This window comes from Acidibrevibacterium sp. (assembly GCF_049965395.1).
Lineage (GTDB): Bacteria > Pseudomonadota > Alphaproteobacteria > Acetobacterales > Acetobacteraceae > Acidibrevibacterium > Acidibrevibacterium fodinaquatile.
In genome coordinates this window covers 110,718-132,342 of record NZ_JBMFWJ010000003.1, presented here as the reverse complement: position 1 = coordinate 132,342, position 21,625 = coordinate 110,718, and the positions used below count along the sequence as shown (strand labels likewise).

Here is a 21,625-nt window from a genome sequence, read left to right as displayed (position 1 = left end):
CTGCCTCCCGTCCGACGCGATCAGTAATAATAGGCGCCGAAGGTGCTCTTTGTCGTCAACTGAGATTTGTTGAGCAAGAGAGTGATCGTCGAACACGCGGCGATGAGATCGAGCGAGGACTCCACCTCGCCGCGCTTTGTCCGCTCGGCCTCGACCACGAAAACAATCTGCCCGACCACCGGGGCGAGCGCGCTCGGGTCGCTCGTCGAAAGGCAAGGCGGCGCATCGAGCATGATCACCATCGAGGAGAAGCGGCGGGCCAACCGCTCGACGGTGGTCGCAATCGACACCTTGGCGGCGAGATCACCGCGGCCAGGACCGACACCGCCGATCGGCAGGATCGACAGGGTCTCAAGCCGCGTCGGCACCACCAGCGCCTCGGGGCGTGGCATGAGGCCAGCGCCGAAATCGAGCAAGCCGGGCTGTTCGGTGAGGTTGAGATGGTGTGAGAGCGACGTATGTTTGGCATCGGCATCGACGAGCAATACCTGGCGCGCGCCGAAATGTGCGATGGCGGCGGCAAGGTTGAGGGCGACGAAGCTTTTGCCCTCATTCGGCCGGGAACTGGTGATCATCACCAGGTTTGAGAGGCCAGAGCTCTGTTGGCCGGGTTTGGCGCCGGCGTCGAGCTGGCGCAGAACCTGGCTCTGGACGAGGCGGAATTCCTCGGCCACGCGGTCGCGCTTGCGCCCCCAAGGGATCATGCCGGCTTGCTCCAAAACCGCCAACTCGAGGGGCGGCGGCGGCACGAAGGCGGCGGGAGAAAGCGGCGCCGTCCGCGCGGCGGGAGCCTCCTCGCTGGGCGCTGGCGGCAACGGCGCCGAGCGAGTGAGCTCCTCGAGACCACGGAGATGCTTCGCCGCGCGCTCGATGAGATGAGACGTCTTGGTTTGCACCGTCACACGAACCTCGCCAGCCAATGCGAGCCCGGCATGGCGGCGAACCAATGCGGCCCGGTGATGAAGGCGCCGAACATGAAAACCAGCAGGATGACGCCAAACCCGAAGGTGATGATGGGCATCATCGCCGCGCCCCGCGGTCCGTGCGAGGTCAGCGAAATGCCACCGAGCACCGGCAGGCCGAAGCTGCGGAGATCGTTCGCGGTATAGAAGCAGGAATCGAGATGCGCGAGCAGCAGCGCAAGGCCCGCGCCACCGCCGAGCCCGGCGACCAGCACGCCGGCCATCAGCAAGGCACGCTTTGGCGCCACCGGCGCCCGCGGCATCTGCGGCGGATCGATGATTTGGAGGCGCAGCTTGTCGGCATCGGTATCGGCCGCCGAGGAGAGCCGCATCACCTCACGCCGGCTGAGCAATTCCTCATAGGTCTTGCGGACCACCGCGTAATCGCGATCGAGATCCATGTATTCGGCCTGCAACCCCGGCTCGTTGCGCACGATCGCGGCGAGCCGATCGCGCGATTTGATCGCCTCGTCACGCTGGCGACGGAGCGAATTCACCGTCGCCTCGGCGTCAAGCAGGCGAACCTTGATCTGGTCGTAGACCGCGTTCGGCAAACCATGTCCCGCGTTGGCGCCAGCATGCGCGCCGCCGCCGCCGCCGGCGCCGGCGCCGGTATAAGGCGCGGCTTTCAGCGCCTCGACCAAGCGGCGCGCGGCGATCACCTCGGGGTGGTCCTCGGTATATTTCAATCGCAGCTCACGGAGTTTCTTCTCCGCGGCGATGAGATCGGGGTCGGCGGCGGCGGCGCCGGCGTTGTGCTGCAGCGCCGCCCGTCCCGCTTCTGACATCTGTAGCGGCGAATTCGAGTGGAGATCTTGGGCGAGCATGTCACGCTTGGCGATCGCATCGGCGAGTTCGCCTTCGAGCTGAGTGACCTGCGCGCGTGCCGCTTCCAGCCCGCCGACCCCGCCATTCGCGTCAGAGGGCAGCAGCTCCATGTATTTGGCCTGAAACTCGGCCCGTCGATGCTCGGCCTCACGCAGCTTGGCCTCATATTCGGCGATCTGGGCATCGAGGAAGCGTCCCGCGTTCTGCATCTGCGAGCGATTGGTGCCGGTCGCGCTTTCGACGAAAATGGTGATCAGCGTCTGCACCACGTCATAGGCAAGGCGCGGGCGGGTGTTGCGGTAGGTGATGGTGAAAAGGTTATTGGTCTGTGACTGGATGCGGATCGCCGTCGCCAATTGCTCGATCAGCGCGTTGCGGCGGACCGGATCGGGGGCAAGCAGGTCGAGATCGGTCTTCGAAATCAGCTTTTCGAGATTGGGCCGGCTGAGCAAAGTGCGCTGCAGGAGATCGACCTGGTTCGCCGGCGTGCTGTCGATGGCGAGCCCCCGCAGCAGCGGCGTGAGCACGGCGTCGGCATCGACATAGAGCCGCGTGCTCGCCTCATATTGATTGGGCATCAGCACGACACCGACCCAGCCGCCAAGACAGAGAAGCCAAGCGCCGGCGAGCGCGAGCCACCGCCGCCGCCAGGCGCCGACGAGGTAGCGATGCAGAAGCGTGGAAAGCTGGTCCATCGCCCCCACTCAGAACCAGGATTGCGGAATGATCAGCGTATCGCCTGGCTTCATTTCGACATTCTGCGACACATCGCCATCCTTCAAGAGACTGCTCAGCTTGATGTGGATGATTTCCTGCTGGCCGTTGGCGCCACGGCGGACGATCACCGAACGGTTGCCGGCGGCGTATTTGGTCAGCCCCTTGGCCTCGATCATCACGTCGAGCACCGTCAGATGGTCGCGATAGGGGATCGCCATCGGGTCGGCGGCCTCGCCGATCACCCGCACCTGGCGGTCAAACGGCCCGACGAAGGAGTGCATCATCACCGTCACCGTCGGGTCTTTGACGTATTTCTTCAGCTTCTCGGCGATGTCTTCGCCGAGCTGGGTCGGAGTCTTGCCGGCCGCCATCATGTCGGGGACCAGCGGCACCGAAATCCGCCCGTCGGGCCTGACCGGCAGCGCGGTGACGCTGAGATCGGCCGCCTGATAAACGAAGATCGACAGCGTATCGCCGGGGCCGATGATATAATCGCTGGCGGTGGCCGGGGTGCTGGTATTGGTCGGATCAAGCGCCTTCGGCGCCGGTGAACACGCCCCGACCAAGACCCCGATGAGGGCCAAGGCGACGATCCCCAAAGTCACTCGCTTCATGCTCACCACCGCCCGCGCGTTACGTCGCCGTCCAAGATCAGCTGTTATTAGTAGAGGTTCACCGTCGAAGACATCCCATCCGATCCCAGCAGACCCGCTTTTGGCGGACCAGGCGCAGCGCCGCGGCTGGCATAGGCGCGGAAGGAATTGAACCCCCAGCCTCTGCCATGTGATGGCAGCGCTCTGCCGTTGAGCTACACGCCTTCAAAATGCCGCCACAGTCACGCCACCTTACCTCGGCAGGAAATAGCAAAGAGATTATTTTTTTGTAAAGTTTGCTCCGATCGACACCCAAGCTTACCGACCCGGCGGTGACGCCGCCACCAAAAATTAACAATCCCTTCACATCGATGGCATGGCAGCCGCATTGACGGTGGCTTAACATCATCGTTGACATAGCTTCAACATCCGTCGTAAATTTTGCCTCAGATGGCAGAAATTAGTACATAACCGAAGGTTGTTGTCGGTTCGATATGAGATAAATAAATAGAACCGTTAGGTAAATTGCTCAAATGTTCATTTTTAAAATACAACTTTCATAAAAAATTTCATTCGTGAAGAGTGATTAGCATGGCGATTAAAATCGCATCAACCCTTGGGTTGTGTTGAATTAACGAATGTTCGGGGAACAGGGGTCGGCGCCGATCATGGAGTCATGCGGTTTTTTGAATGATGCCGAAATATCGACCGAGCCGTGAGAGTTCGGTGCCTGCTTCAGAGTCATCACGGTGTGATTTTCGAGACGCCCTCCGGAGTGTTGCTGTGAGGATACGATGACCAAAATATTCGGCCATTACATGCCTTCGGAAATGCTGATGCTGTGGCTGGTCGAGGCCGCGCTCAGCTTTACGCTGATCGCTGCCCTGCTCGCCTTCGGCGCGACCGGCCTCTTGCCGGCGAACCAGTCCGTCTACGGCGGCGCAGTCCAGGCGGTTGACGTCGCGGCACTGATCACGCTTGCCTTCGGTCTCGCGGGCTCGGCGCTCGGGCTCTATCGGCGGGAAACGCTACTTTATACGCGGCAGCTGCTGGTCAATATCGGTATCGTCGCGCTCATCGTGCTGCCGGCGCTGGCGATGTTCGCGCCTCTCTTTCATACCGATCTCTTCGCTCTGCTCGCCAGCCGGGAGGCGCTATGGCTGCCGCGTATCCTGTTCGCCTGGCTGCTTTGTCTCGCCCTCACCCGCTCACTCTTTCGCGTCGCCCTCCGCCATGGGGTTTTCGCCCACCATATCCTGGTGTTGGGCGACCCCGATAATATCCGCGGAACGCCCGCGCCGCGGCTCGATGACGCCGGCTTTTTTACCATTGCCGCGTCCGTGAGCGACCCTGCCGCGCTCGATCCGGACGCGCTGCGCGCGCGTAAAATCTGGGGGATCGTGATCGCCGCCGCCGCCCGCGCAAGCCTGCCGGCGGCGGCGCTTTTGCGTTGCAAGAGTGCCGGTATCCGTATCTTCGACGAGGTCGACTTCCGCGAACGCCGCTTCCGTCGCCTCGATCTCGACCGCTTGCCACCGGACTGGCTGGTTTTTGCCGAGCGCGCCTTCGCGAGCCGGCTCGATCAGGCCTTCAAACGCGGCTTCGATCTCCTGCTCAGCGTCATGATGCTGATCCTGGTGCTGCCGCTCATGCTGCTCGCCGCCCTCGCCATCCGCCTCGATAGCGCGGGGCCGGTGTTTTACCGCCAGGAGCGCGTCGGGCTGCACGGCAGGACCTTCATGCTGCTGAAATTCCGCAGCATGCGCACCGACGCCGAGGCCGCCGGGCCGACTTGGGCCGCCGCCCATGATCCCCGCATAACCCGCGTCGGCGGCTTTCTGCGCCGCACCCGGATCGACGAACTGCCGCAACTAATCAATGTGCTCCGCGGCGAGATGAGCCTCATCGGGCCGCGCCCCGAGCGGCCGCATTTCGTCGCTAAGCTCGCCGCCGCGATCCCCCGTTACCATGATCGCAGCTTCGTCAAACCCGGCATCACCGGCTGGGCGCAGGTCAATTTCCCCTATGGCGCCTCGATCGAAGATGCCCGGATGAAGCTCGCCTACGATCTCTATTATGTCGCTCGTCGCAATTTTTTCCTCGATCTGCTCATCCTCTTCTCCACCGTCCGGGTGATCCTGTTCCGCGAAGGCGCTCGCTGATCCCGCGACAGGGTGAGAAAAATCGCGTATCTCGGCAGGAATGGCATGGATCGACCCTTTCCTCTATCCGGTTTGCGCCGCGGCTTATCTCGCGCTCGCGCTGTTCGTCGCGCTCGCGGGGCAAAAGCGGCGTAAGGGGCTGGTGCTGAGCGACGTCGCCCTGGTCATCGCCAGTCTGGCCACGGCCGCCTGGGCCGCCGCCATCGCCACCGCTCCGGAAACACCGCTCGCCGCCCTGCCCGGGGGGCTCGAATTGGCGCGTGATGCCGCTTGGTACGGCTTTGGCCTCCTTTTGCTGCCGTCACCGTCGCCCGGGATCAGGCCGCTTCGTCGTCCCCTGGTTGGCTTTGGTGTGATCGTTCTCGTCTTTGCCGTTGGCGCCGCGTTCATCGCCCCCTCCTCCGGCGCGGAAATGACCCTCGCCTCGCCGGCGATCGCGGCCAGGCTCGGTTTCGCCGTCGCCAATCTGCTGCTCATCGAAAATCTCTACCGCAACAGCCGTCCCGAGCGACGCTGGCATATCAACCTGCTTTGCATCGCGCTCGGTGCCCTGTTTGCCTATGATCTCGCGCTTTACGCGGACGCGGTGCTGTTTCGCCGGCTGTCGCCACCGCTTTTCGCCGGCCAGGCCATCGTCGTCGCTGGCCTCGCGCCGCTCATCGCGTTGGCGACGCTGCGCAACCGCAAGCACGGAATCACCCTTCAGATTTCCCGCAGCGTCGTCTTCCACACGACGACGCTGATCGGAAGTGGGCTTTTCCTCCTTGCCCTCGCCGCCGCCGGCGAAGTCTTCCGGCGCTTCGGCGCGAATTGGGGAACGCTCGCGGAAATTTCTTTTCTTTTCGGCGGTCTGGTGATCATCGCGGTGCTGCTCAGCTCCGGCTCGGCGCGTTCGCGCCTGACCGCGCTGGTCGTCGATCATTTCTTTACCACTCGCTACGATTATCGCCGGGAATGGATGCGCTGTATCACCGCCCTCGCGACACCCGACCCCGCCGTCCCCCTGCACGAGCGGGTGATCCGCGCGACCGCCGAGGTGGTGGACAGCCCCGGCGGCGTCCTGTTTCTGCGCGCCGCCGAGGAAACCGGATTCCACTGGGGGGGCTCGCTCAACCTGCCGCCGGCCGGTGTCATGCTCGGGTCCGACCACCCCCTGCTCGCCCGGCTGGACGCGGGCGAGCAGGTGCTCGTCGCCGCGCCTGGAACCGCGCCCTGGATCGAGGGCTTTCCGCCGCTCTGGCTCGCGGTGCCGCTGGTCCATGCCGGGCGGCTGATCGGGCTGATCCTGCTGTCCCCGCCACGGGCCCCCTTCCGTCTCGACGGCGAGGTCTTCACGCTCCTCCGCACCATCGGCCAGCAGGTTGCGGTGTTCCTCGCCGAACAGCGCGCAACCCAAAGCCTGGTCGAAACCCGGCATCTGCGCGAATACGGCCAACGCTTTGCCTTCGTCGCCCACGATATCAAGAATGTCTCGAGCCAGCTCTCGATTTTGCTCGCCAACGCCGAATTCCACCTCGACAACCCCGATTTCCAGCGCGACATGCTGGCGACCGTGCGCGCCGCGGTGGCAAAAATCACCGCTCTTCTGGCGCGCCTCAACGCCTCCGAGAGCGACACCCCGGCAAGCGCCGTCGCGCCACTCGAGCGGATCGCCGCCATCGCCGCGACCTTGCGCCAAAGCCGCGGTGTGCCGATCGCGATCGCACCGGCCCAACCCTGCGGCAAAATCGCCATGCCCCTCGAAGCCTTCGACGCCGTCATCACCCATCTTCTCGACAATGCCCTCGACGCCGAGGCGAGTGCTGGCCGTCCGGGCCATGTCGAAGTCCGGCTGCGCGAGGAAAGCGGCGCCGTGGTGATCGAGATCAGCGACCGCGGCACCGGCATGAGCGCGGATTTCATCCGCGACGAATTGTTCCGCCCCTTCCGCTCTTCCAAACACAGCGGATCTGGAATCGGGGCTTTCCAAGCGCGCGCCCTGCTCCAAAAGGCCGGCGGCAGCCTGCACGTCACCAGCACGCTCGGCGAAGGCACCACCATGCGCCTGTCGCTCCCTCTCGTCAGCCACCCCGTCACCGCATGACGCGCGAAAGCAGCAAGGCCAGGGCCGCTGCCCCTGGACCCCGCCAGGGACACTGTCTCTGGACCCTATTGCGCAAGGATTTTTCTGGAGGGGCGCGACAAAACGCCGGCTGGCGCTCCGTTGCGCCCCTCCAGAAAAATCCTCCCGGGATGTGGGTCTGGGGGCACTGCCCCCAGCGGGTCCAGGGCAGCGCCCTGGCCTTGCTCCCCACAGGCGGCGTGTCATGAGTGTCGCGAAATTATTGATCGTCGAGGATGATGAGGGGTTATGCGGCCAGTATCGCTGGGCGTTTCCCGGTCTCAAGCCGATCATCACCCATCGTCGGGCGCAAGCGTTGGCGGCGCTGGCCAAGGAGCGCCCGGGAGTGGTGGTGCTCGATCTCGGCCTGCCGCCCGATCCTGACGGGGTGAGCGAGGGGTTTGCGACGCTCGAGGAGATTTTGCGCGCCGCACCTGCGACCAAGGTTATTCTCGCAACCGGCGCCAATGAGCGCGAGAACGCGCTCCGTGCGGTGGCCGCTGGGGCCTATGATTTCTACGAAAAGCCGATCGATATCGCGGTCTTGCGCGGGATCATCGATCGCGCGATGCGCCTTTATGAGCTGGAAGCGGAGAATAAGCGTCTCGCCGAAGCGGCGGCGCAGAGCCCGCTGCCGCGCATCATCACCGCCGCCGAGCCGATGCTGAAAATCTGCCGCGACATCGAGAAGCTGGCGACAGCCAACGTGCCGGTGCTGCTGCTCGGCGAAAGCGGCACCGGGAAGGAAGCGTTGGCGCGGGCGCTGCACGATCTCGGGCCGCGCGCCAAGGGGCCGTTCATCGCCCTCAATTGCGGCGCCATCCCAGAGAATTTGCTGGAGAGCGAACTTTTCGGCCATGAGCGCGGCGCCTTCACCGGCGCCGTCAAGCAGACCATCGGCAAGATCGAGATGGCGCATCTCGGCACCCTTTTTCTCGACGAAATCGGCGATCTGCCGCACCCGCTGCAGGTCAAACTGCTGCGCGTCCTTCAGGATCAGGTGGTTGAGCGGATCGGCGGGCGGCAGCGGATCCAGGTCGATGTGCGCATCGTCTCGGCGACCAACCAGGGGATCGAGGCCGAGGTCGCAGCCGGGCGGTTTCGTGGCGATCTCTTCTACCGTCTCAATTCGGTGACGCTGCGCATCCCGCCGCTCCGCGCCCGCGAGGGTGATGCGGTGCTGCTCGCGCGCTATTTCCTGCATCGCTTCAATGGCGAGTTCCACCGCAACGTGCGCGGCTTGAGCGAAGCGGCGGTCGCGGCGCTCGCCGCCCATGACTGGCCGGGCAATGTGCGCGAGCTGGAGAACAGGGTGAAGCGGGCGGTGGTGATGAACGAGACGCGCCTGATCGAGCCCGTCGACCTCGAACTCGCCGAGCCGGTGAGCGCGAGCAGCGATGACGGCGAACCATGTCTCGATCTCCGCGCCGCGCGAAGCCGGGCCGAGCGCGAGGTGATCGAACGGGCATTGGCCCGCAGTGGCGGAAATCTCTCGCATGCGGCACAATTGCTTGGCGTCAGCCGCACGACCTTGTACGGATTACTGCGAACCCATGGCCTCGACGCCTCGCTCCCCGACGGGGCTGCGCAAGACATAACGGAAAACCGATAATGCTCGCATCTCACCCGCGTCCTTCCCGACTGGCCCGGCTCGCGCTCACCGGCACGGCGCTGGCGGCGCTGCTTTGGCCAGGGTTTGCCATGGCTGCCGATCATTACGCCAAGGCGCAGGCGCTGCTCGCTGCCGGCGATCTGCGCGGCGCGCAGATCGAACTCCGCAACGCCGTGCGGGACGATCCCGAGAATGGCCGCGCGCATCTCGGCCTCGCCGATGTCGATCTCCGCCTCGGCGATCCCGCGGCGGCGGAAAAGGAAGCGGGCAAAGCGCGCGATCTCGGCACCGAGCCGCGGCGCGCGACGGAAATTCTGCTGCAATCCTATCTCGACCAGCAGCGCCCGCGCGATTTGCTGCAGACGTTTCCGGCGACCGGCAATCCGCCCGATCTCGCGCCGACCATTCTCGCCGCCCGCGCCCGCGCCGAGCTGATGCTCGACCAGGTGGACAAGGCCGCCGCCGATATCGACGCCGCCAAGGCCATCGCGCCTGACTCACCCGAGGTTCTGCTCACCGCCTCGCAAGTCGCCAGCGCCAAGGGCGACCCCAAGGCTGCGGAAGCGGCGATCGCGGCAGTGCTCAAGGCCGATCCAGAGAACGCTGCGGCGTTGCGGCGCAAGGCACAGTTCACGGCCAATGCGGGCGACCGCGCCGGCGCGATCACGATCCTCGATGGTGTCATCGCGCACGATCCCAACGACATCGTCGCCCACTTGCAGCGCGCCGATCTCCTGATCGCGAACCGCCAGAACGACAAGGCGAAGGAGGATATCGCCGTCGTCCAGAAAATGCTGCCAAACAACGCCCAGGCAGTCTATCTCCACGCCCTGATCCTGGCCGAGGCCGGGGATTTCAAGGGCGCCGGCGCCGATATGGAAAAGCTCTCGAGCGTGCTTTCGCGCATGCCGAACGCTTACTACATCGACGCCTTAGTCAAAAACCAGCTCGGCGAGCGTGAGCAAGCGCTCGATTCGGCCCGGCGCTACGTCGCCCGTTTCCCCAATGATGCGCGCGGCGTCGCCCTTCTGGTCCAGATCGACATGGCGCGCCACGCCCCGGATGATGCGATCGCGGCGCTCAACAAAGCGATCCTGCTCAATGACAAGAATCCCGCTTTGCATGAGTTGCTGGGCCAGGTCTATCTCGCGACCGGCAAGCTCGCGCCGGCGATCGCGAGCTATGAAACGGCGAGCGCGCTGGCGCCCGATAATGCCGCGCTTTTGAGCCGGCTCGGGGAATTGAAGCTCGATGCCGGCGACAATGACGGCGCGGCGGCGGCGTTCGAGCGCTCACTCGCGCTCGATCCCAAGCAAGCCAAGGCTGGCGAGATGCTGGTCCTCACCGGGATCGTCGCCGGGGATTTCAGCCAGGCCGAGAGCCATCTTGCCGAACTCAAGAAGCAGGAGGGTGACAGCGCCGTGGTCGGCAATCTCACCGGCCTCCTGAAACTCGCGGAGATGGATTATCCCGCCGCCGAAGCGGCCTTCGCCGGTGTCATCAAAGCCCATCCTGAGGCCATCGCCGCCAAGCTCAGCCTCGCGCGGCTACAATTGCTCGAAGGGCAGAATGACGATGCCTGGAAATTACTCGACGAGGTGCTTGCCAAACAGCCGGGGAACCGCACCGCGCTCACTATCGCCGTCGCCGCCCGCGAGCAGCAGGGCGATACGAAAGCAGCACTCGCGCTGCTTGCGCAAGCGCATGCGGCCATGCCGAACGACGCCGCCATCGCCGCGAGCTATGCCGGGCTGCTGCTGCGCACCAATGACGCCAAAGGGGCGCTCTCGGTCACTCTCGGCAAAGATCAGCCGGCAGCGGTCGCGCTGCTGATGGTTCAGGCGGCAGCGCAGGCTTCGCTCGGCCTCAATGACACCGCGCGCGACACCTACCGCCAAATCCTCACCCTCGATCCCTCGCAGACGACGGCGCGGATCAATCTCGTGCGCTTGCTGGTCCAGGCCAAAGATTATAGCGGCGCCGACGCGGTGATCGATGCCGGGCTCAAAGCCTATCCCGCCAATTACGAGCTGATGCAGGCCTCGCTCGGCGTCGCCCTCGCCTCGGGTGGCGCCGATGCGGCGCTGGCGCGCGCCGCCAGCCTCGCCAAGGACGCGGCGCATCTGCCGGCCGCGCGCGCCTTGCCGGGGGATTTCTACATGTCGCAAAAAAATTATGACGCGGCGGCGAAAGCCTATGAAACGGCCGCCGCCGACCAGCCTTCGACGATGCTCGTGCTGCGCGAGGCGGCGGCGGAAAACGCCGGCGGCCACAAGAAAGCGGCGATGGCAACGCTCAGCGACTGGGTCGGAAGCCATGCCGACGACGTGCCGGCGCTGGTCGCGCTTGCCGATTTCGAAATCGCCGACCATCAATACCCGGTGGCGGCCGGGCATCTGGAGACCGTGCTCGGCCATCAGCCGAACAATATCATCGCCCTCAATAATCTCGCCTGGATCGATCAACAGCTCGGCAAGCCGGAGGCGCTGAAACTCGCCGAGCGCGCCTATCTCCTCGCCCCCGGCGCGCAGACCGCCGATACGCTCGGCTATATCCTGACGCAGGCGAAAAACCCGACCGGACTTGCCTTATTGCGTCAGGCACACGCCGAATTGCCGGGCGATCCCGCCATTCAGTATCACCTCGCAACCGCGCTGGCAGCAAGCGGGCACCGCGACGAGGCAGTCACGCTCTTGACCCCGATCACGGGCGACAAAGTCAATTTCCCCGAAAAAGACGGCGCTCGCCAATTGCTCGCCGATCTCAACGCCGGCAAGTAGGGGCGGCGGACGGGCGATGCGCAATCTCGCTTTCATCGCCGCGATGATGGGCGGCATGCTGCCGATGACGATCGCACGCCCGTTCGTCGGCGTCATCCTCTGGTGTTGGATCTCGTTTCAGAACCCGCACGAACTTACCTGGGGCATGTCGATGACCATCCCCTGGGCGATGATGATTTTTTTTGCCACCGTCATGGGCTGCTTCGCCGCGCGTGAGCCCAAATCCTTCCCGATCAACGCGACCACCGTGCTGATCATCCTGTTCATCATCCTGATCTCGCTCACCTCGCTCGCTGCCCTCGCGCCGCCCGACATGGTGGAATATAAATGGTCGTTTGTCGCGAAATCCTTTTTCGCGCAGCTGCTGATCTTCGCGCTGCTCACCGAACGCCGGCGCATTCATGCCTTGATTTGGGTGATGGTGGTTTCGCTCGGCTATTATGGGCTGCGCGGCGGCGTTTTTACCTTGACCCATGCCGGCAATTACCGGGTTCTGGGCCCGCCGATGACGATGATCACCGACAATAATCATCTCGCCGCGGGTCTCCTCGTTTGCATGCCGATGATGAATTATCTGCGCATGCAGTCGCGTCATCGCCTGGTGCGTCTTGGGCTCTTGGTGGTGATGATGTTTACGTTATTCTCGGTGCTCGGCAGCTACTCGCGCGGCGCCTTGATCGGGCTTGCCGCGATGTCGCTGTTTCTGTGGTGGAACAGCCCGCACAAAATCGTCTCGGCGACGGTGGTCGGCGTTGCGCTCGCCGGCGCGATCTCGTTCATGCCGCCGAGCTGGACGGCGCGGATGTCAACGATCGGCGCCGAGCACGTTGACGATTCAGCACAGGGACGCCTCAATATTTGGCACGCCTCATGGAAAATCGCCCTCGCCCGCCCGCTTACCGGCGGCGGTTTCTATGCGCCGTATCGGCAAAACATCGTTGACGAATATGATTACGGCACGACCGCGCGCGCCGTGCACAGCATCTATTTCGAGGTGATCGGCGAACATGGGTTCCCGACATTTTTCGTCTGGCTCGGGATCACGCTCGCCGGGATCGTCAACACTGTCCGCATCATCCGCGCGACGCGCAAACGGCCCGAGCTGCGCTGGTGTTACGATCTCGCCAAGATGGCGCAGGTCTCGATCATCGCCTATCTCGTCGCCGGCACGTTTCTTTCGCTTTGCTATTGGGATTTCTATTTCACCTTGCTGATGGGGGTCGCCGCGACCTGGGAGCGGGTCAAGGCAGCGACGCGCGTGCCGGCAGCGGCCCGCGCAACCCCGCTTGCCGCACGCGCGGCTCCCGCCGCAGGCGGCGCCGCGCTGCCCGCGCCGCGCGGCTGACCGCCATGGATACGCTCTATTTCCTGTCCTGCATCGGCGGCATTTTCTGGCTCGCGCTCTGGAGTATTCGCGACCCACATCGAAGCTCGCGCTTCTGGTGGCCCTTCGACATGAAGGACGATGATGCGGCCCCAACCCCCGCGCCGACTCCCTCGGGTCCGCCACGCAGCCCCCGCCGCAACGAGCGGCCAGCGCCCCGCGCGGCATGGACGCCTCGCCGGCGCGCGACGTGACCACACCGCTTCGCCTGCTCACCTTCAGCACGCTGTACCCCAACGCGGCGCGGCCCAATCACGGCGTCTTCGTGGAAAATCGTCTGCGCCATTTGCTGGCGAGCGAGGCGATCGTCAGCTCGGTGGTGGCGCCGGTGCCGTTTTTTCCCTTCACCTCGCCGCGTTTTGGCGCCTGGTCAGCCTATGCGCGAGCGCCACGTTTCGAGGTCAGGCATGGGATCGAGGTGTATCATCCGCGCTATGGCGTCATCCCCAAACTCGGCACCGCGCTCGCGCCGTTTCTCCTCTATCACGCCGCCCGGCAAGCGATCGAAATTTTGATCGCGCGCGGCCTGCGCTTCGATATCATCGACGCCCATTACGTCTATCCCGATGGGGTCGCCGCGACCTGGCTCGGGCGCTGCTTCAAACGCCCGGTGGTGATCACCGCGCGTGGCTCGGATGTGACGCAATTACCCGATTACGTCGTCCCGCGCCGGCTCATTCAACGCGCCATCGCTGACTCCGATCGCCTGATTTCGGTCAGCGCCGGGCTCAAGGAAGCGCTGATCGACCTTGGCGCGCCACCCGACAAAGTGACGGTACTGCGAAACGGTGTCGATCTCGCGATGTTTCGCCCGCACGCGCGCGAGGCTACCCGTCTCGCGCTCGGCCTCGACGGCCCGACACTGATTTCGGTCGGGCATCTCATCCCGCGCAAGGGGCACGATAAAGTGATCGAGGCGCTGGCGGCGCTGCCGGGGTTCCGCCTGCTCATCCTCGGCGAAGGGCCGGAACGGGCACGGCTCGAAGCGCTGATCGCAGCGCGCGGGCTCGGCGGGCGGGCGCACCTCCTCGGCGCGGTGCCGCATGAGAGCCTCGCGGGTTATTACAGCGCCGCTGACGCGCTGGTGCTGGCGTCGAGCCGAGAGGGCTGGGCGAACGTTCTCTTGGAGGCGATGGCTTGCGGAACCCCGGTGATCGCGAGCAAAATCCCCGGCAACCCGGAAGTGGTCACGGCGCCGGAAGCGGGGCTAATCGTTGAGGAAAATTCTCCTCACGGGATCGCCGCGGCTATCCGCCGGCTCTTTGCCGCTCTTCCCGGGCGGGATGCGACCCGCGCCTATGCCGAACGTTTCGGCTGGGCGGAAACCAGCGCTGGGCAGGCAACGCTGTTTCGCGCGCTGATGTCTTGATTTTTGTCGATCGCGGCAACGAGAAAGAGACGACATGGACGACCTCGACGACATGGACGAGCGCCAGCGCCGTGAATTCGAATATCACCGCGCATTCGCCGCCCGCCATCGCGACAAAAGCGAAACGCCGGTCGATCTTGATGTCGTCAGCCCGGGGCCGCGGCGGCGCTGGAACGCGTATTGGTCGTCTTATGACGCGATCATGGCGCTCTCAGTCGCCGGCAAGAAAGTACTGGTGCCGGGCTGCGGTTTCGGCGAGGATGCGATCCGGGTCGCGACACTCGGCGCAGACGTTTACGCCGCCGACCTTTCCCCCGATCTCATCGCCATCGCCCGTGCCCGCGCCGAACGCATGGGAATTGCTGGGATTCATTTTGACGTCATGCCGGCAGAGCGGATGACCTATGACGAGAATTTCTTCGATCTCGTCTATTTCAATGACATTTTGCACCATGTCGATATTCCGCGCACCCTCGCCGAAGTGCGGCGGGTGTTGCGCGCGGGCGGCAGCGTCGTCGCCAATGAGCTTTATACCCATTCACTCTCTCAAAAAATTCGCGAGAGCCGCCTGGTCTCTCGCGTCCTTTATCGCCGCATGGTGCCGTTCATTTACGGCACCAGCAATCCGTACATCACCGAGGATGAACGCAAGATCAATGAACGGGAATTAGCGATGATCGAGGGCATTCTACTGGCACCCGTTTGCGAGTATTTCCTGCTGCTCGGCGGCCGCTTGGTGCCGCCTTACTGGCCACGGGTCGGCGCCTTCGATCACGCGATGCTCAACCTCATCCCGTCGCTCGGGCGGCTCCTCGCCGGACGCGTGCTGGTGGTCGGGACGGTGCGAAAATAGCGGCCGGATCGCGCCGCAGACTTGCCCAGACAAGCAATCAATCATGTTTGCTTTTTTGTCGTGACATCGCGCGGGGAAAAAAGCCCCAGCGAGCGTGTCAGCCGCGGCCGCGGGCGAGAGCACCGAGCGCGAAAAACCATCGCCAAGGCAGCAGCCGCGCCAGTTTCAAAAGCCAGACGGTCGGCCGCGGAAAAGCGATTTCAAAGCCGGTGCCGGCGAGACCCCGCTGGATGCGCAAAGCCGCCGCCTCGGCGCTGAGGAGAAAGGGTTTGGACGCGGTATTGGCGGCGATCATCGGGGTTGCGACGAAGCCGGGATTGATCACCTGCACCAGAATGCCGCTCTCGGCGGCCTCGAAGCGGAGCGAACTCGCCATGTGGATCAAGGCTGCTTTGCTGGCGCCATAGACGCTGGCGCGGGGGAGGCCGAGATAGCCGGCTACGGAGGCGACAATGCCGATCTGACCAAGCCGGCGGGCACGCATGCCGGGCAAAACAGCGGCAAGCATATTGGCGACGCCCAGCACATTGACCGCCATCACGTGCGCAAAAGCCTCAGCGTCGAAATCGCTCAATCCCATCCGCCGCCACACCCCGGCATTGGCAATCGCAAGGGCAACCGGCCGGCCGGCTTCAGCCTCGATTCTGGCGAGCGCGGCAGCCATCGCCGGCGCGTCGGTGACGTCGGCGGGGATGACGAAAACCCGTTCGGCGGGATAATGTTGTGCGAAGGCTTGCAATTCCGCCTCTCGCCGCGCGGTCAATGCGACCGTCCAGCCCTCATCGAGCAAAAACCGCGCGAGTTCGCGCCCGATCCCAGACGAGGCGCCGGTGATCCACGCAACGCCGTCTTCCGGCCGCGCCGGTCGTGGCCCGCGCTCTGTCATTCAGAGCCTCTCATAGGTGATATGTGAGCCGTCCGAGCCGGTGAGGGCCAAACCAACCCAATGTTTCGGCGGCGGCGTCTCGCCGGGCTTTGCCTTGTCCTCGGCATACCAGAGATGGACATTGAGATCACCGCTCGCAGCGTAATGGACGGCCTCGATGCGGTCCCCATTGGCGGCCGAGATGGTTTCCGGACCGAGCGCGACGATTTTGGCATGGAGCAGCTTGCCGTTGATATTATCAATCAGCGGCGCGCTCAGGGTGCGAGGATTCCAATACGTCGTGACGATCGCGCCCTCGGGAGCGGCATATTTTTCCTTGATCGTCTCGACCCAGAGCGTGCCACCCTCGCGATGGGCGATGACCTTGATGTGGGTGCCATTATCGTTGGTTTTGGAGTCAAAGCGGGTGAGCGTGTCACCATCCCAGAGTTCAGTGCTTTCGTTATTATAACGATAAAGCGGGATCGGCCCAAGCTTGACCGCAATATCGATCACCACCTTCACGATGAGCGGGCCGAGCACGGGCGGCGATTTTTCCGGCGCCGGCGCCGGCGCAGGCTTGGCGTTACCAGGGGGGCTGCCAGCGGCAGCGGTCGTGGCCGCGGGCGGCGGCTGATCGGTGCGGCCTTTTTGGGTAAAGGTCAGGCCATGGGTGCCGATGACGTTGCCATTGCGCATGATGCGAAAGCGAAGGCTGCCACTCGCCGGCACTGGTAAATCGGCGCCGGGCTGGGCGGGGGCGTTCTTGCTTGCGGTCGCGGCAAAAACTCGTGCTGGCACCACGAGCCCCATGCCCAGCGCGACCAATCCTCGCCGTCGAAGCAGCATCATATCCGATCTCCCTTTGCCGAAGCTTGCCGGCACGATCCCTTGTCGGCAAGCCACGATGCAGCGAGCAGAAAAGCCATACTGCCTTATGGCCGGACGATCACCATGATCACGATCACGATCATCAAAACCGTCGGGATCTCATTGGCGATACGATAAAATTTCGCGCCATGGCGATTGCGGTCGTGAAGGAACTCGCGCCGCCAGCGAGACAGCGCGCCATGAAACCCCGACATCAGCAAAACCGCGAGCAATTTGACATGCCACCAGCCGGCCTGCCAGGTGATCACGCCAGGGGTGAGGACGAGGAGGATACCAAAGCTCCAGGTCGCGATCATCGCCGGATTGATGATCTGCTTCAAGAGCCGCCGCTCCATCACCTTGAACTGTTCGGAAGCCGACGATCCCGGCGCCACGGCGCAGTGATAGACATAGAGCCGTGGCAGATAGAACAAACCGGCCATCCAGGCGATCACCGCCATCACATGAAACGCCTTGATCCAGTGATAGAGCGGTGTGAGAAACGCAAGCGTCATGATCGATCTCCAAAGGGGCAGCCGCCATGGCGCGCAGCGCAGACCCGCCCGCCCTGATGGCTGCAAAGCCCCGGCCCGCGCGCCAGCGCCGCCTCTGCCAAAGCGGCGAGAGCGGCAATGAAGCCGGGATCGTCGTTTTGCGCCGGCACGCGGAAATAGCCTGGCACGCCATGTTTTTTGGCGACCTCGGCATATTCGATATCGAGTTCGACGAGGGTTTCGGAATGGTCTGAGACGAAAGCGATCGGCGCGACGACGAGGGCGACACCCTCCTCCCCGGCGCGCATGATTTCGGCTTCGGTGCTCGGCTCCAGCCATTTTTGCGGCGTCGCCCGGGATTGATAACACACCCGCCAATCGAGATCAGGCTCGCCCAGCGCCGCCGCGATGGCGCTCGCACTCACTTCCACCTGTGCCTGATAGGGATCGCCGCCTTTGACGATCACCTCCGGCAGACCATGCGCCGAAAATAAGAGGCGAAGCGGTATGCCTGGCGCAAGCTGCGCACGCGCCGCAGCGATCGTGTGACGAACCAGGGCGGCGCTCGCGGCGATAAAGCCAGGATCGTCCGACCAGCAGCAAAGCGTCGTCACCGGCGCTGCAAGGCCAGCGCGCGCCGCCGCTTCACGCCAAGCGGCGAGCGAGCTTGCGGTGGTGGTGGTCGAAAATTGCGGATAGAGAGGGAGAAGCAATACCCGCTCCGGCTTCCAGGCGGCAACCGCGCGCGCAGTTTCGGTGCTGAATGGATGCCAGTAGCGCATGGCAATGAACACCCGCACCGGGTCGGAAAACCGCGCGGCAAGCGCCTTCGCCTGCCGTTCGGTGAGTTCGAGAAGTGGCGATTTCCCACCCATCAGCGCGTAGTTCGCGCGCGCCGGCGCGCGCCGCGCGCGCGCGATCCAGCGGGCGAGAAAAGGGCGGATGAAGAAAGGGACGCGCAAAATCGCCGGATCAGTAAAAAGGTTTTTCAAAAATGGTCCAACCGCTTCCATCCGGTCGGGCCCGCCGAGATTAAAGAGAACGATGGCGGTGCGAGGGAGATCCGTGTCCGGCATGCTCCGGTCAGGTAATGCCATGCCGGAAGCGGTCAAGCCGTCCAAAATCATGCCGTCTCGCCGCCGCTGCGCACCAAGGCGATGAGTTCGGCGACATGGGCCGGCGGCGTTTCCGGGAGGATGCCATGGCCGAGATTGAAGACATGCGCGCGCCCGCGCAACGCACCGAGAAGCCGCCTGACCTCGGCGATCATCGGCGCGCCGCCGGCAAGCAGCGCCACCGGGTCCAAATTGCCTTGCAAGGCAACCGGTGGCGCGACCAGGGAGGCGGCCAGCGCCGGATCGGTCGCGGTATCCATCCCCACCGCGTCAACCCCACTGATCGCCGCATAGAGGCCGAGCTGGCCGCCGGCGAGGCGCGGAAACCCGATCACCGGCACCTCTGGAAATTGCTTGCCAAGCGCGCTTTTGATCCGCGCCGCCGGGTTGGCAACATACTGACGAAACAGAGAAGTCGGCAGAACACCGGCCCAGCTATCGAACAGCATCACCGCCTCTGCCCCGGCTTCGATCTGGAGCGCAAGACTGGTGATCGTCGCCTCGGTCAGCACCGCGAGCAAATGCTCGAAATCCCGCGGCTCGCGATAGGCGATGGCGCGCGTGCGGGCGTGGTCTTTCGAACCGCCGCCCTCGATCATGTAACAGGCGACGGTGAAGGGTGCCCCGGCAAAGCCGATCAGCGCCGTATCCTCGCCAAGCCCGACGCGGACCCGCGCGATCGCTTCCATAACCGGCGCGAGTGCGACCTCAAGCCGGCGAAGATCGAGACCGGCGGTATCTTCGGGCTGCCAACGCGGCAGCACTGGGCCTTCGCCGTCTGCAAAGCGCAGGCCATAGCCGAGCGCCCAGGGGAGTATCAAAATATCGCTGAACAGAATCGCGCCATCCATGCCGAAACGCCGCACCGGCTGCAGCGTGGCTTCGGCAGCAAGCTCGGGCGTCGTGCAGAGGGTAATGAAATCGCCGGCGCGAGCGCGCAGGGCGCGATATTCCGGCAAATAGCGCCCGGCCTGGCGCATTAGCCAGAGCGGCGGCGGCCAGGATGGCGTCCCCCGCAGGACCGAGACCAGCTTTTTCGCCACACCCTATCCTTTCGCCGCTATCCTTCTCCTCTTAAAGAGAAGAGAGATAAAAGAAAATATGAGGCTTGAGTGGAACCCTGTGGATTATGGGGTACCCACCAAAGCACCGTCTTATCATTATCTTGTCCACAGCGTGATGGCGGCGCAACCGCCCGGAAAAGCGGCTTATTTCTGACCTATCCCGAGTCGGCGGATTGAGCCGCGGCGAGCTTGCACAGGATCTCGTCGCGTGCCGCGTTATCCCCACTATTCACAGCCGCGATGACAGAAGCGGCTGTTTTTCCCGCTTATCCCCGCTATCCTCGCTCCCATGACCCACCAACGCATGAACCTCCATCTCGTCTCGGATGCGACCGGCGAGACCCTCAATTCGGTTGCCCGCGCGACCGTCGCCCAGTTCGAGCATGTCGAAATCGTTTATCATCGTTGGTCGCTGATCCGCTCGCGCTTGCAACTCCATCGTGTCCTCGAAGGGATCGAGGCCGAGCCGGGGCCGGTCTTGTCGACGCTCGTCGATCGCGCACTTCGCCATGAGCTGGATGTGTTTTGCGAGCGTTTGGGGATTGGCGTCGTCAATGTTCTTGACCCGGTGATCGCCGTTCTCCAAGAAAAGATTGGCGAGGTGGCGACCGCGCGGCCGGGGCGACAATATGTTCTGGACGCTGATTATTTTCGCCGCATCGATGCCATGCACTACGTTCTCGCCCACGATGACGGGCAGGCGGAAGCCGGCATCGCCGAAGCCGATGTCTGTCTCGTGGGCGTCTCGCGCAGTTCGAAGACGCCAACCGCCTTCTATCTCGCCAATCGCGGCGTTAAGGCGGCGAACGTGCCGCTCGTTCCCAATCTTCCGGTGCCCGCGGTGCTCGAGAATTTATCCTGTCCGATCATCGGCTTGACGATCGAGGCGCAGGCTCTGATCGATATCCGGCGGCATCGCTTGCGCTTGATCGGCGCGCCGGGCCTGGCGCGCCATGATGCGGCCGACTATGTCGATGAGGAGGCGGTGAAAGCCGAATTGCTCTGGGCGCGGCGGCTTTGCGCTCGGCAAGGCTGGCCGGTGATCGATGTCACCCGCCGCTCGATCGAGGAGACGGCGGCGGCGGTCTTGCTGCGCATGGAGGAATGGCACGCCCGCCGGGCGCGCAAAAGCGAAAGCGGCGAAAACGCCGCCCACAGCGTGCCGTGACACTGGTTCTCGCGAGTGCCTCGGCGGTGCGTCTCTCCTTGCTGAAGGGCGCTGGCCTTTCGGTGGTGGCAAAGCCGGCGGCGATCGATGAGGCGGCGATCAAGGCGGCGGCGCGGGCCGAGGCGGCCGATGTCGCCGACACCGCGCTTTTGCTCGCCGAGATGAAGGCAAGGCGAGTGGCGCGGGCAGCACCCGCGGCGTTGGTCATCGGTGCCGATCAGATTCTCGTCCAGGGTGGGGAATGGTTCGACAAACCCGCCGATCTCGCCGCTGCTGCCAAGCAATTGCGCCGTCTCGCCGGTGTTTGGCACGAACTGGTCACCGCGGTCGTCTGTTGGCGTGGTGATGCGGTGCTGTGGCGCCATGTCGCGCGGCCGCGTCTTCGCATGCGCCCGCTGTCAGACGCGGCACTCGCCGCCTATCTCGCCGCCGAGGGCGAGCGGGTGCTTTCCTCGGTCGGCGCCTATCGTCTCGAAGGGCCGGGGATCCAGTTGTTCGAGGCCATCGACGGCGAGTATTTCAGTATCCTCGGCTTGCCACTCCTGCCGCTCCTTGGGTTTCTTCGTCAGCATTTCGGATGCGAATGGCTTTCCGCCACGACGGGCGAGGAAACGTCGTTGCCTCCCCCGTGACACTGGTAACATTCATGTGTTATATACCACGGCGATCAACCCCGAGGCTATGGCGG

At 64.1% G+C, this 21,625-nt stretch carries 17 protein-coding genes and 1 tRNA gene; 9 read left to right on the top strand and 9 right to left on the bottom strand.

Features of this window, described 5'->3' with window-relative positions; translation table 11 throughout:
* Positions 1–20: 20 nt before the first annotated feature.
* The 4 genes from ACP5M5_RS02345 to ACP5M5_RS02330 all read right to left on the bottom strand — a co-directional run bounded on the left by ACP5M5_RS02345 (position 21) and on the right by ACP5M5_RS02330 (position 3,325).
* Complete coding sequence (locus tag ACP5M5_RS02345; protein ID WP_427935265.1) at positions 21–902, bottom strand: hypothetical protein; 882 nt, start codon at positions 900–902, stop codon at positions 21–23.
* Positions 899–2,485 (bottom strand): XrtA system polysaccharide chain length determinant, encoded by a 1,587-nt coding sequence (locus ACP5M5_RS02340; protein WP_427935263.1) that lies wholly within the window; start codon positions 2,483–2,485, stop codon positions 899–901. The genes ACP5M5_RS02345 and ACP5M5_RS02340 overlap by 4 nt, the downstream gene beginning before the upstream one ends.
* A gap of 9 nt (positions 2,486–2,494) precedes the next feature.
* Positions 2,495–3,121: an XrtA/PEP-CTERM system exopolysaccharide export protein gene (locus ACP5M5_RS02335; protein ID WP_427935261.1), complete on the bottom strand. Its 627-nt coding sequence runs from the start codon at positions 3,119–3,121 to the stop codon at positions 2,495–2,497.
* Between the two features lie 132 nt (positions 3,122–3,253).
* Positions 3,254–3,325 (bottom strand) — tRNA-Val (locus ACP5M5_RS02330).
* Positions 3,326–3,894: 569 nt separating this feature from the next.
* Between ACP5M5_RS02330 and ACP5M5_RS02325 the strand changes: the two genes are divergently transcribed.
* The 7 genes from ACP5M5_RS02325 to ACP5M5_RS02295 all read left to right on the top strand — a co-directional run bounded on the left by ACP5M5_RS02325 (position 3,895) and on the right by ACP5M5_RS02295 (position 15,361).
* On the top strand, positions 3,895–5,262 hold the full coding sequence (locus ACP5M5_RS02325; RefSeq protein ID WP_427935260.1) for an exopolysaccharide biosynthesis polyprenyl glycosylphosphotransferase: 1,368 nt from the start codon (positions 3,895–3,897) through the stop codon (positions 5,260–5,262).
* 40 nt (positions 5,263–5,302) lie between these two features.
* Positions 5,303–7,345 carry an XrtA/PEP-CTERM system histidine kinase PrsK gene (gene prsK, locus ACP5M5_RS02320; RefSeq protein WP_427935259.1) on the top strand — a complete coding sequence of 681 codons (2,043 nt, stop codon included), beginning with the start codon at positions 5,303–5,305 and terminating at the stop codon, positions 7,343–7,345.
* A 223-nt stretch (positions 7,346–7,568) separates the two neighbouring features.
* Entirely contained in the window at positions 7,569–8,975 is a 1,407-nt protein-coding gene (prsR, locus tag ACP5M5_RS02315) for a PEP-CTERM-box response regulator transcription factor (RefSeq protein ID WP_427935258.1), read from the top strand.
* On the top strand, positions 8,975–11,755 hold the full coding sequence (gene prsT, locus ACP5M5_RS02310) for an XrtA/PEP-CTERM system TPR-repeat protein PrsT (RefSeq protein WP_427935257.1): 2,781 nt from the start codon (positions 8,975–8,977) through the stop codon (positions 11,753–11,755). Before prsR ends, prsT begins: the two co-directional genes overlap by 1 nt.
* Before the next feature lie 16 nt (positions 11,756–11,771).
* Positions 11,772–13,100 carry a putative O-glycosylation ligase, exosortase A system-associated gene (locus ACP5M5_RS02305; protein ID WP_427935256.1) on the top strand — a complete coding sequence of 443 codons (1,329 nt, stop codon included), beginning with the start codon at positions 11,772–11,774 and terminating at the stop codon, positions 13,098–13,100.
* Between the two features lie 205 nt (positions 13,101–13,305).
* Positions 13,306–14,508 (top strand): glycosyltransferase family 4 protein, encoded by a 1,203-nt coding sequence (locus ACP5M5_RS02300; RefSeq protein ID WP_427935254.1) that lies wholly within the window; start codon positions 13,306–13,308, stop codon positions 14,506–14,508.
* 34 nt (positions 14,509–14,542) lie between these two features.
* Positions 14,543–15,361, top strand: a complete 819-nt coding sequence (locus ACP5M5_RS02295; protein ID WP_427935252.1) for a class I SAM-dependent methyltransferase — start codon at positions 14,543–14,545, stop codon at positions 15,359–15,361.
* 97 nt (positions 15,362–15,458) lie between these two features.
* On the opposite strand, the gene ACP5M5_RS02290 is transcribed toward ACP5M5_RS02295, so the two are convergent.
* From ACP5M5_RS02290 to hemE, 5 genes are all read right to left on the bottom strand, one after another.
* The gene (locus tag ACP5M5_RS02290) at positions 15,459–16,247 is read right to left on the bottom strand and encodes an SDR family NAD(P)-dependent oxidoreductase (protein WP_427935251.1); all 789 of its coding nucleotides are present in this window, start codon (positions 16,245–16,247) and stop codon (positions 15,459–15,461) included.
* A complete protein-coding gene (locus tag ACP5M5_RS02285) occupies positions 16,248–17,078 on the bottom strand; it encodes a DUF6134 family protein (RefSeq protein ID WP_427935249.1) in 831 nt (276 codons plus the stop codon). It abuts the gene before it with no gap.
* An 83-nt stretch (positions 17,079–17,161) separates the two neighbouring features.
* Complete coding sequence (gene hemJ / locus ACP5M5_RS02280; protein ID WP_427935247.1) at positions 17,162–17,611, bottom strand: protoporphyrinogen oxidase HemJ; 450 nt, start codon at positions 17,609–17,611, stop codon at positions 17,162–17,164.
* The gene (gene hemH, locus ACP5M5_RS02275; protein ID WP_427935246.1) at positions 17,608–18,666 is read right to left on the bottom strand and encodes a ferrochelatase; all 1,059 of its coding nucleotides are present in this window, start codon (positions 18,664–18,666) and stop codon (positions 17,608–17,610) included. The genes hemJ and hemH overlap by 4 nt, the downstream gene beginning before the upstream one ends.
* 47 nt (positions 18,667–18,713) lie before the next feature.
* A complete protein-coding gene (hemE, locus tag ACP5M5_RS02270) occupies positions 18,714–19,748 on the bottom strand; it encodes a uroporphyrinogen decarboxylase (protein WP_427935245.1) in 1,035 nt (344 codons plus the stop codon).
* 310 nt (positions 19,749–20,058) lie between these two features.
* On the opposite strand from hemE, the gene ACP5M5_RS02265 reads away from it, so the two are divergent.
* Together ACP5M5_RS02265 and ACP5M5_RS02260 are read left to right on the top strand one after the other, a co-directional pair.
* Positions 20,059–20,937, top strand: coding sequence for a pyruvate, water dikinase regulatory protein (locus ACP5M5_RS02265; RefSeq protein WP_427935244.1), 879 nt, complete (start codon positions 20,059–20,061; stop codon positions 20,935–20,937).
* Positions 20,934–21,569, top strand: a complete 636-nt coding sequence (locus ACP5M5_RS02260) for a Maf family protein (RefSeq protein ID WP_427935242.1) — start codon at positions 20,934–20,936, stop codon at positions 21,567–21,569. Before ACP5M5_RS02265 ends, ACP5M5_RS02260 begins: the two co-directional genes overlap by 4 nt.
* Positions 21,570–21,625: the final 56 nt, after the last annotated feature.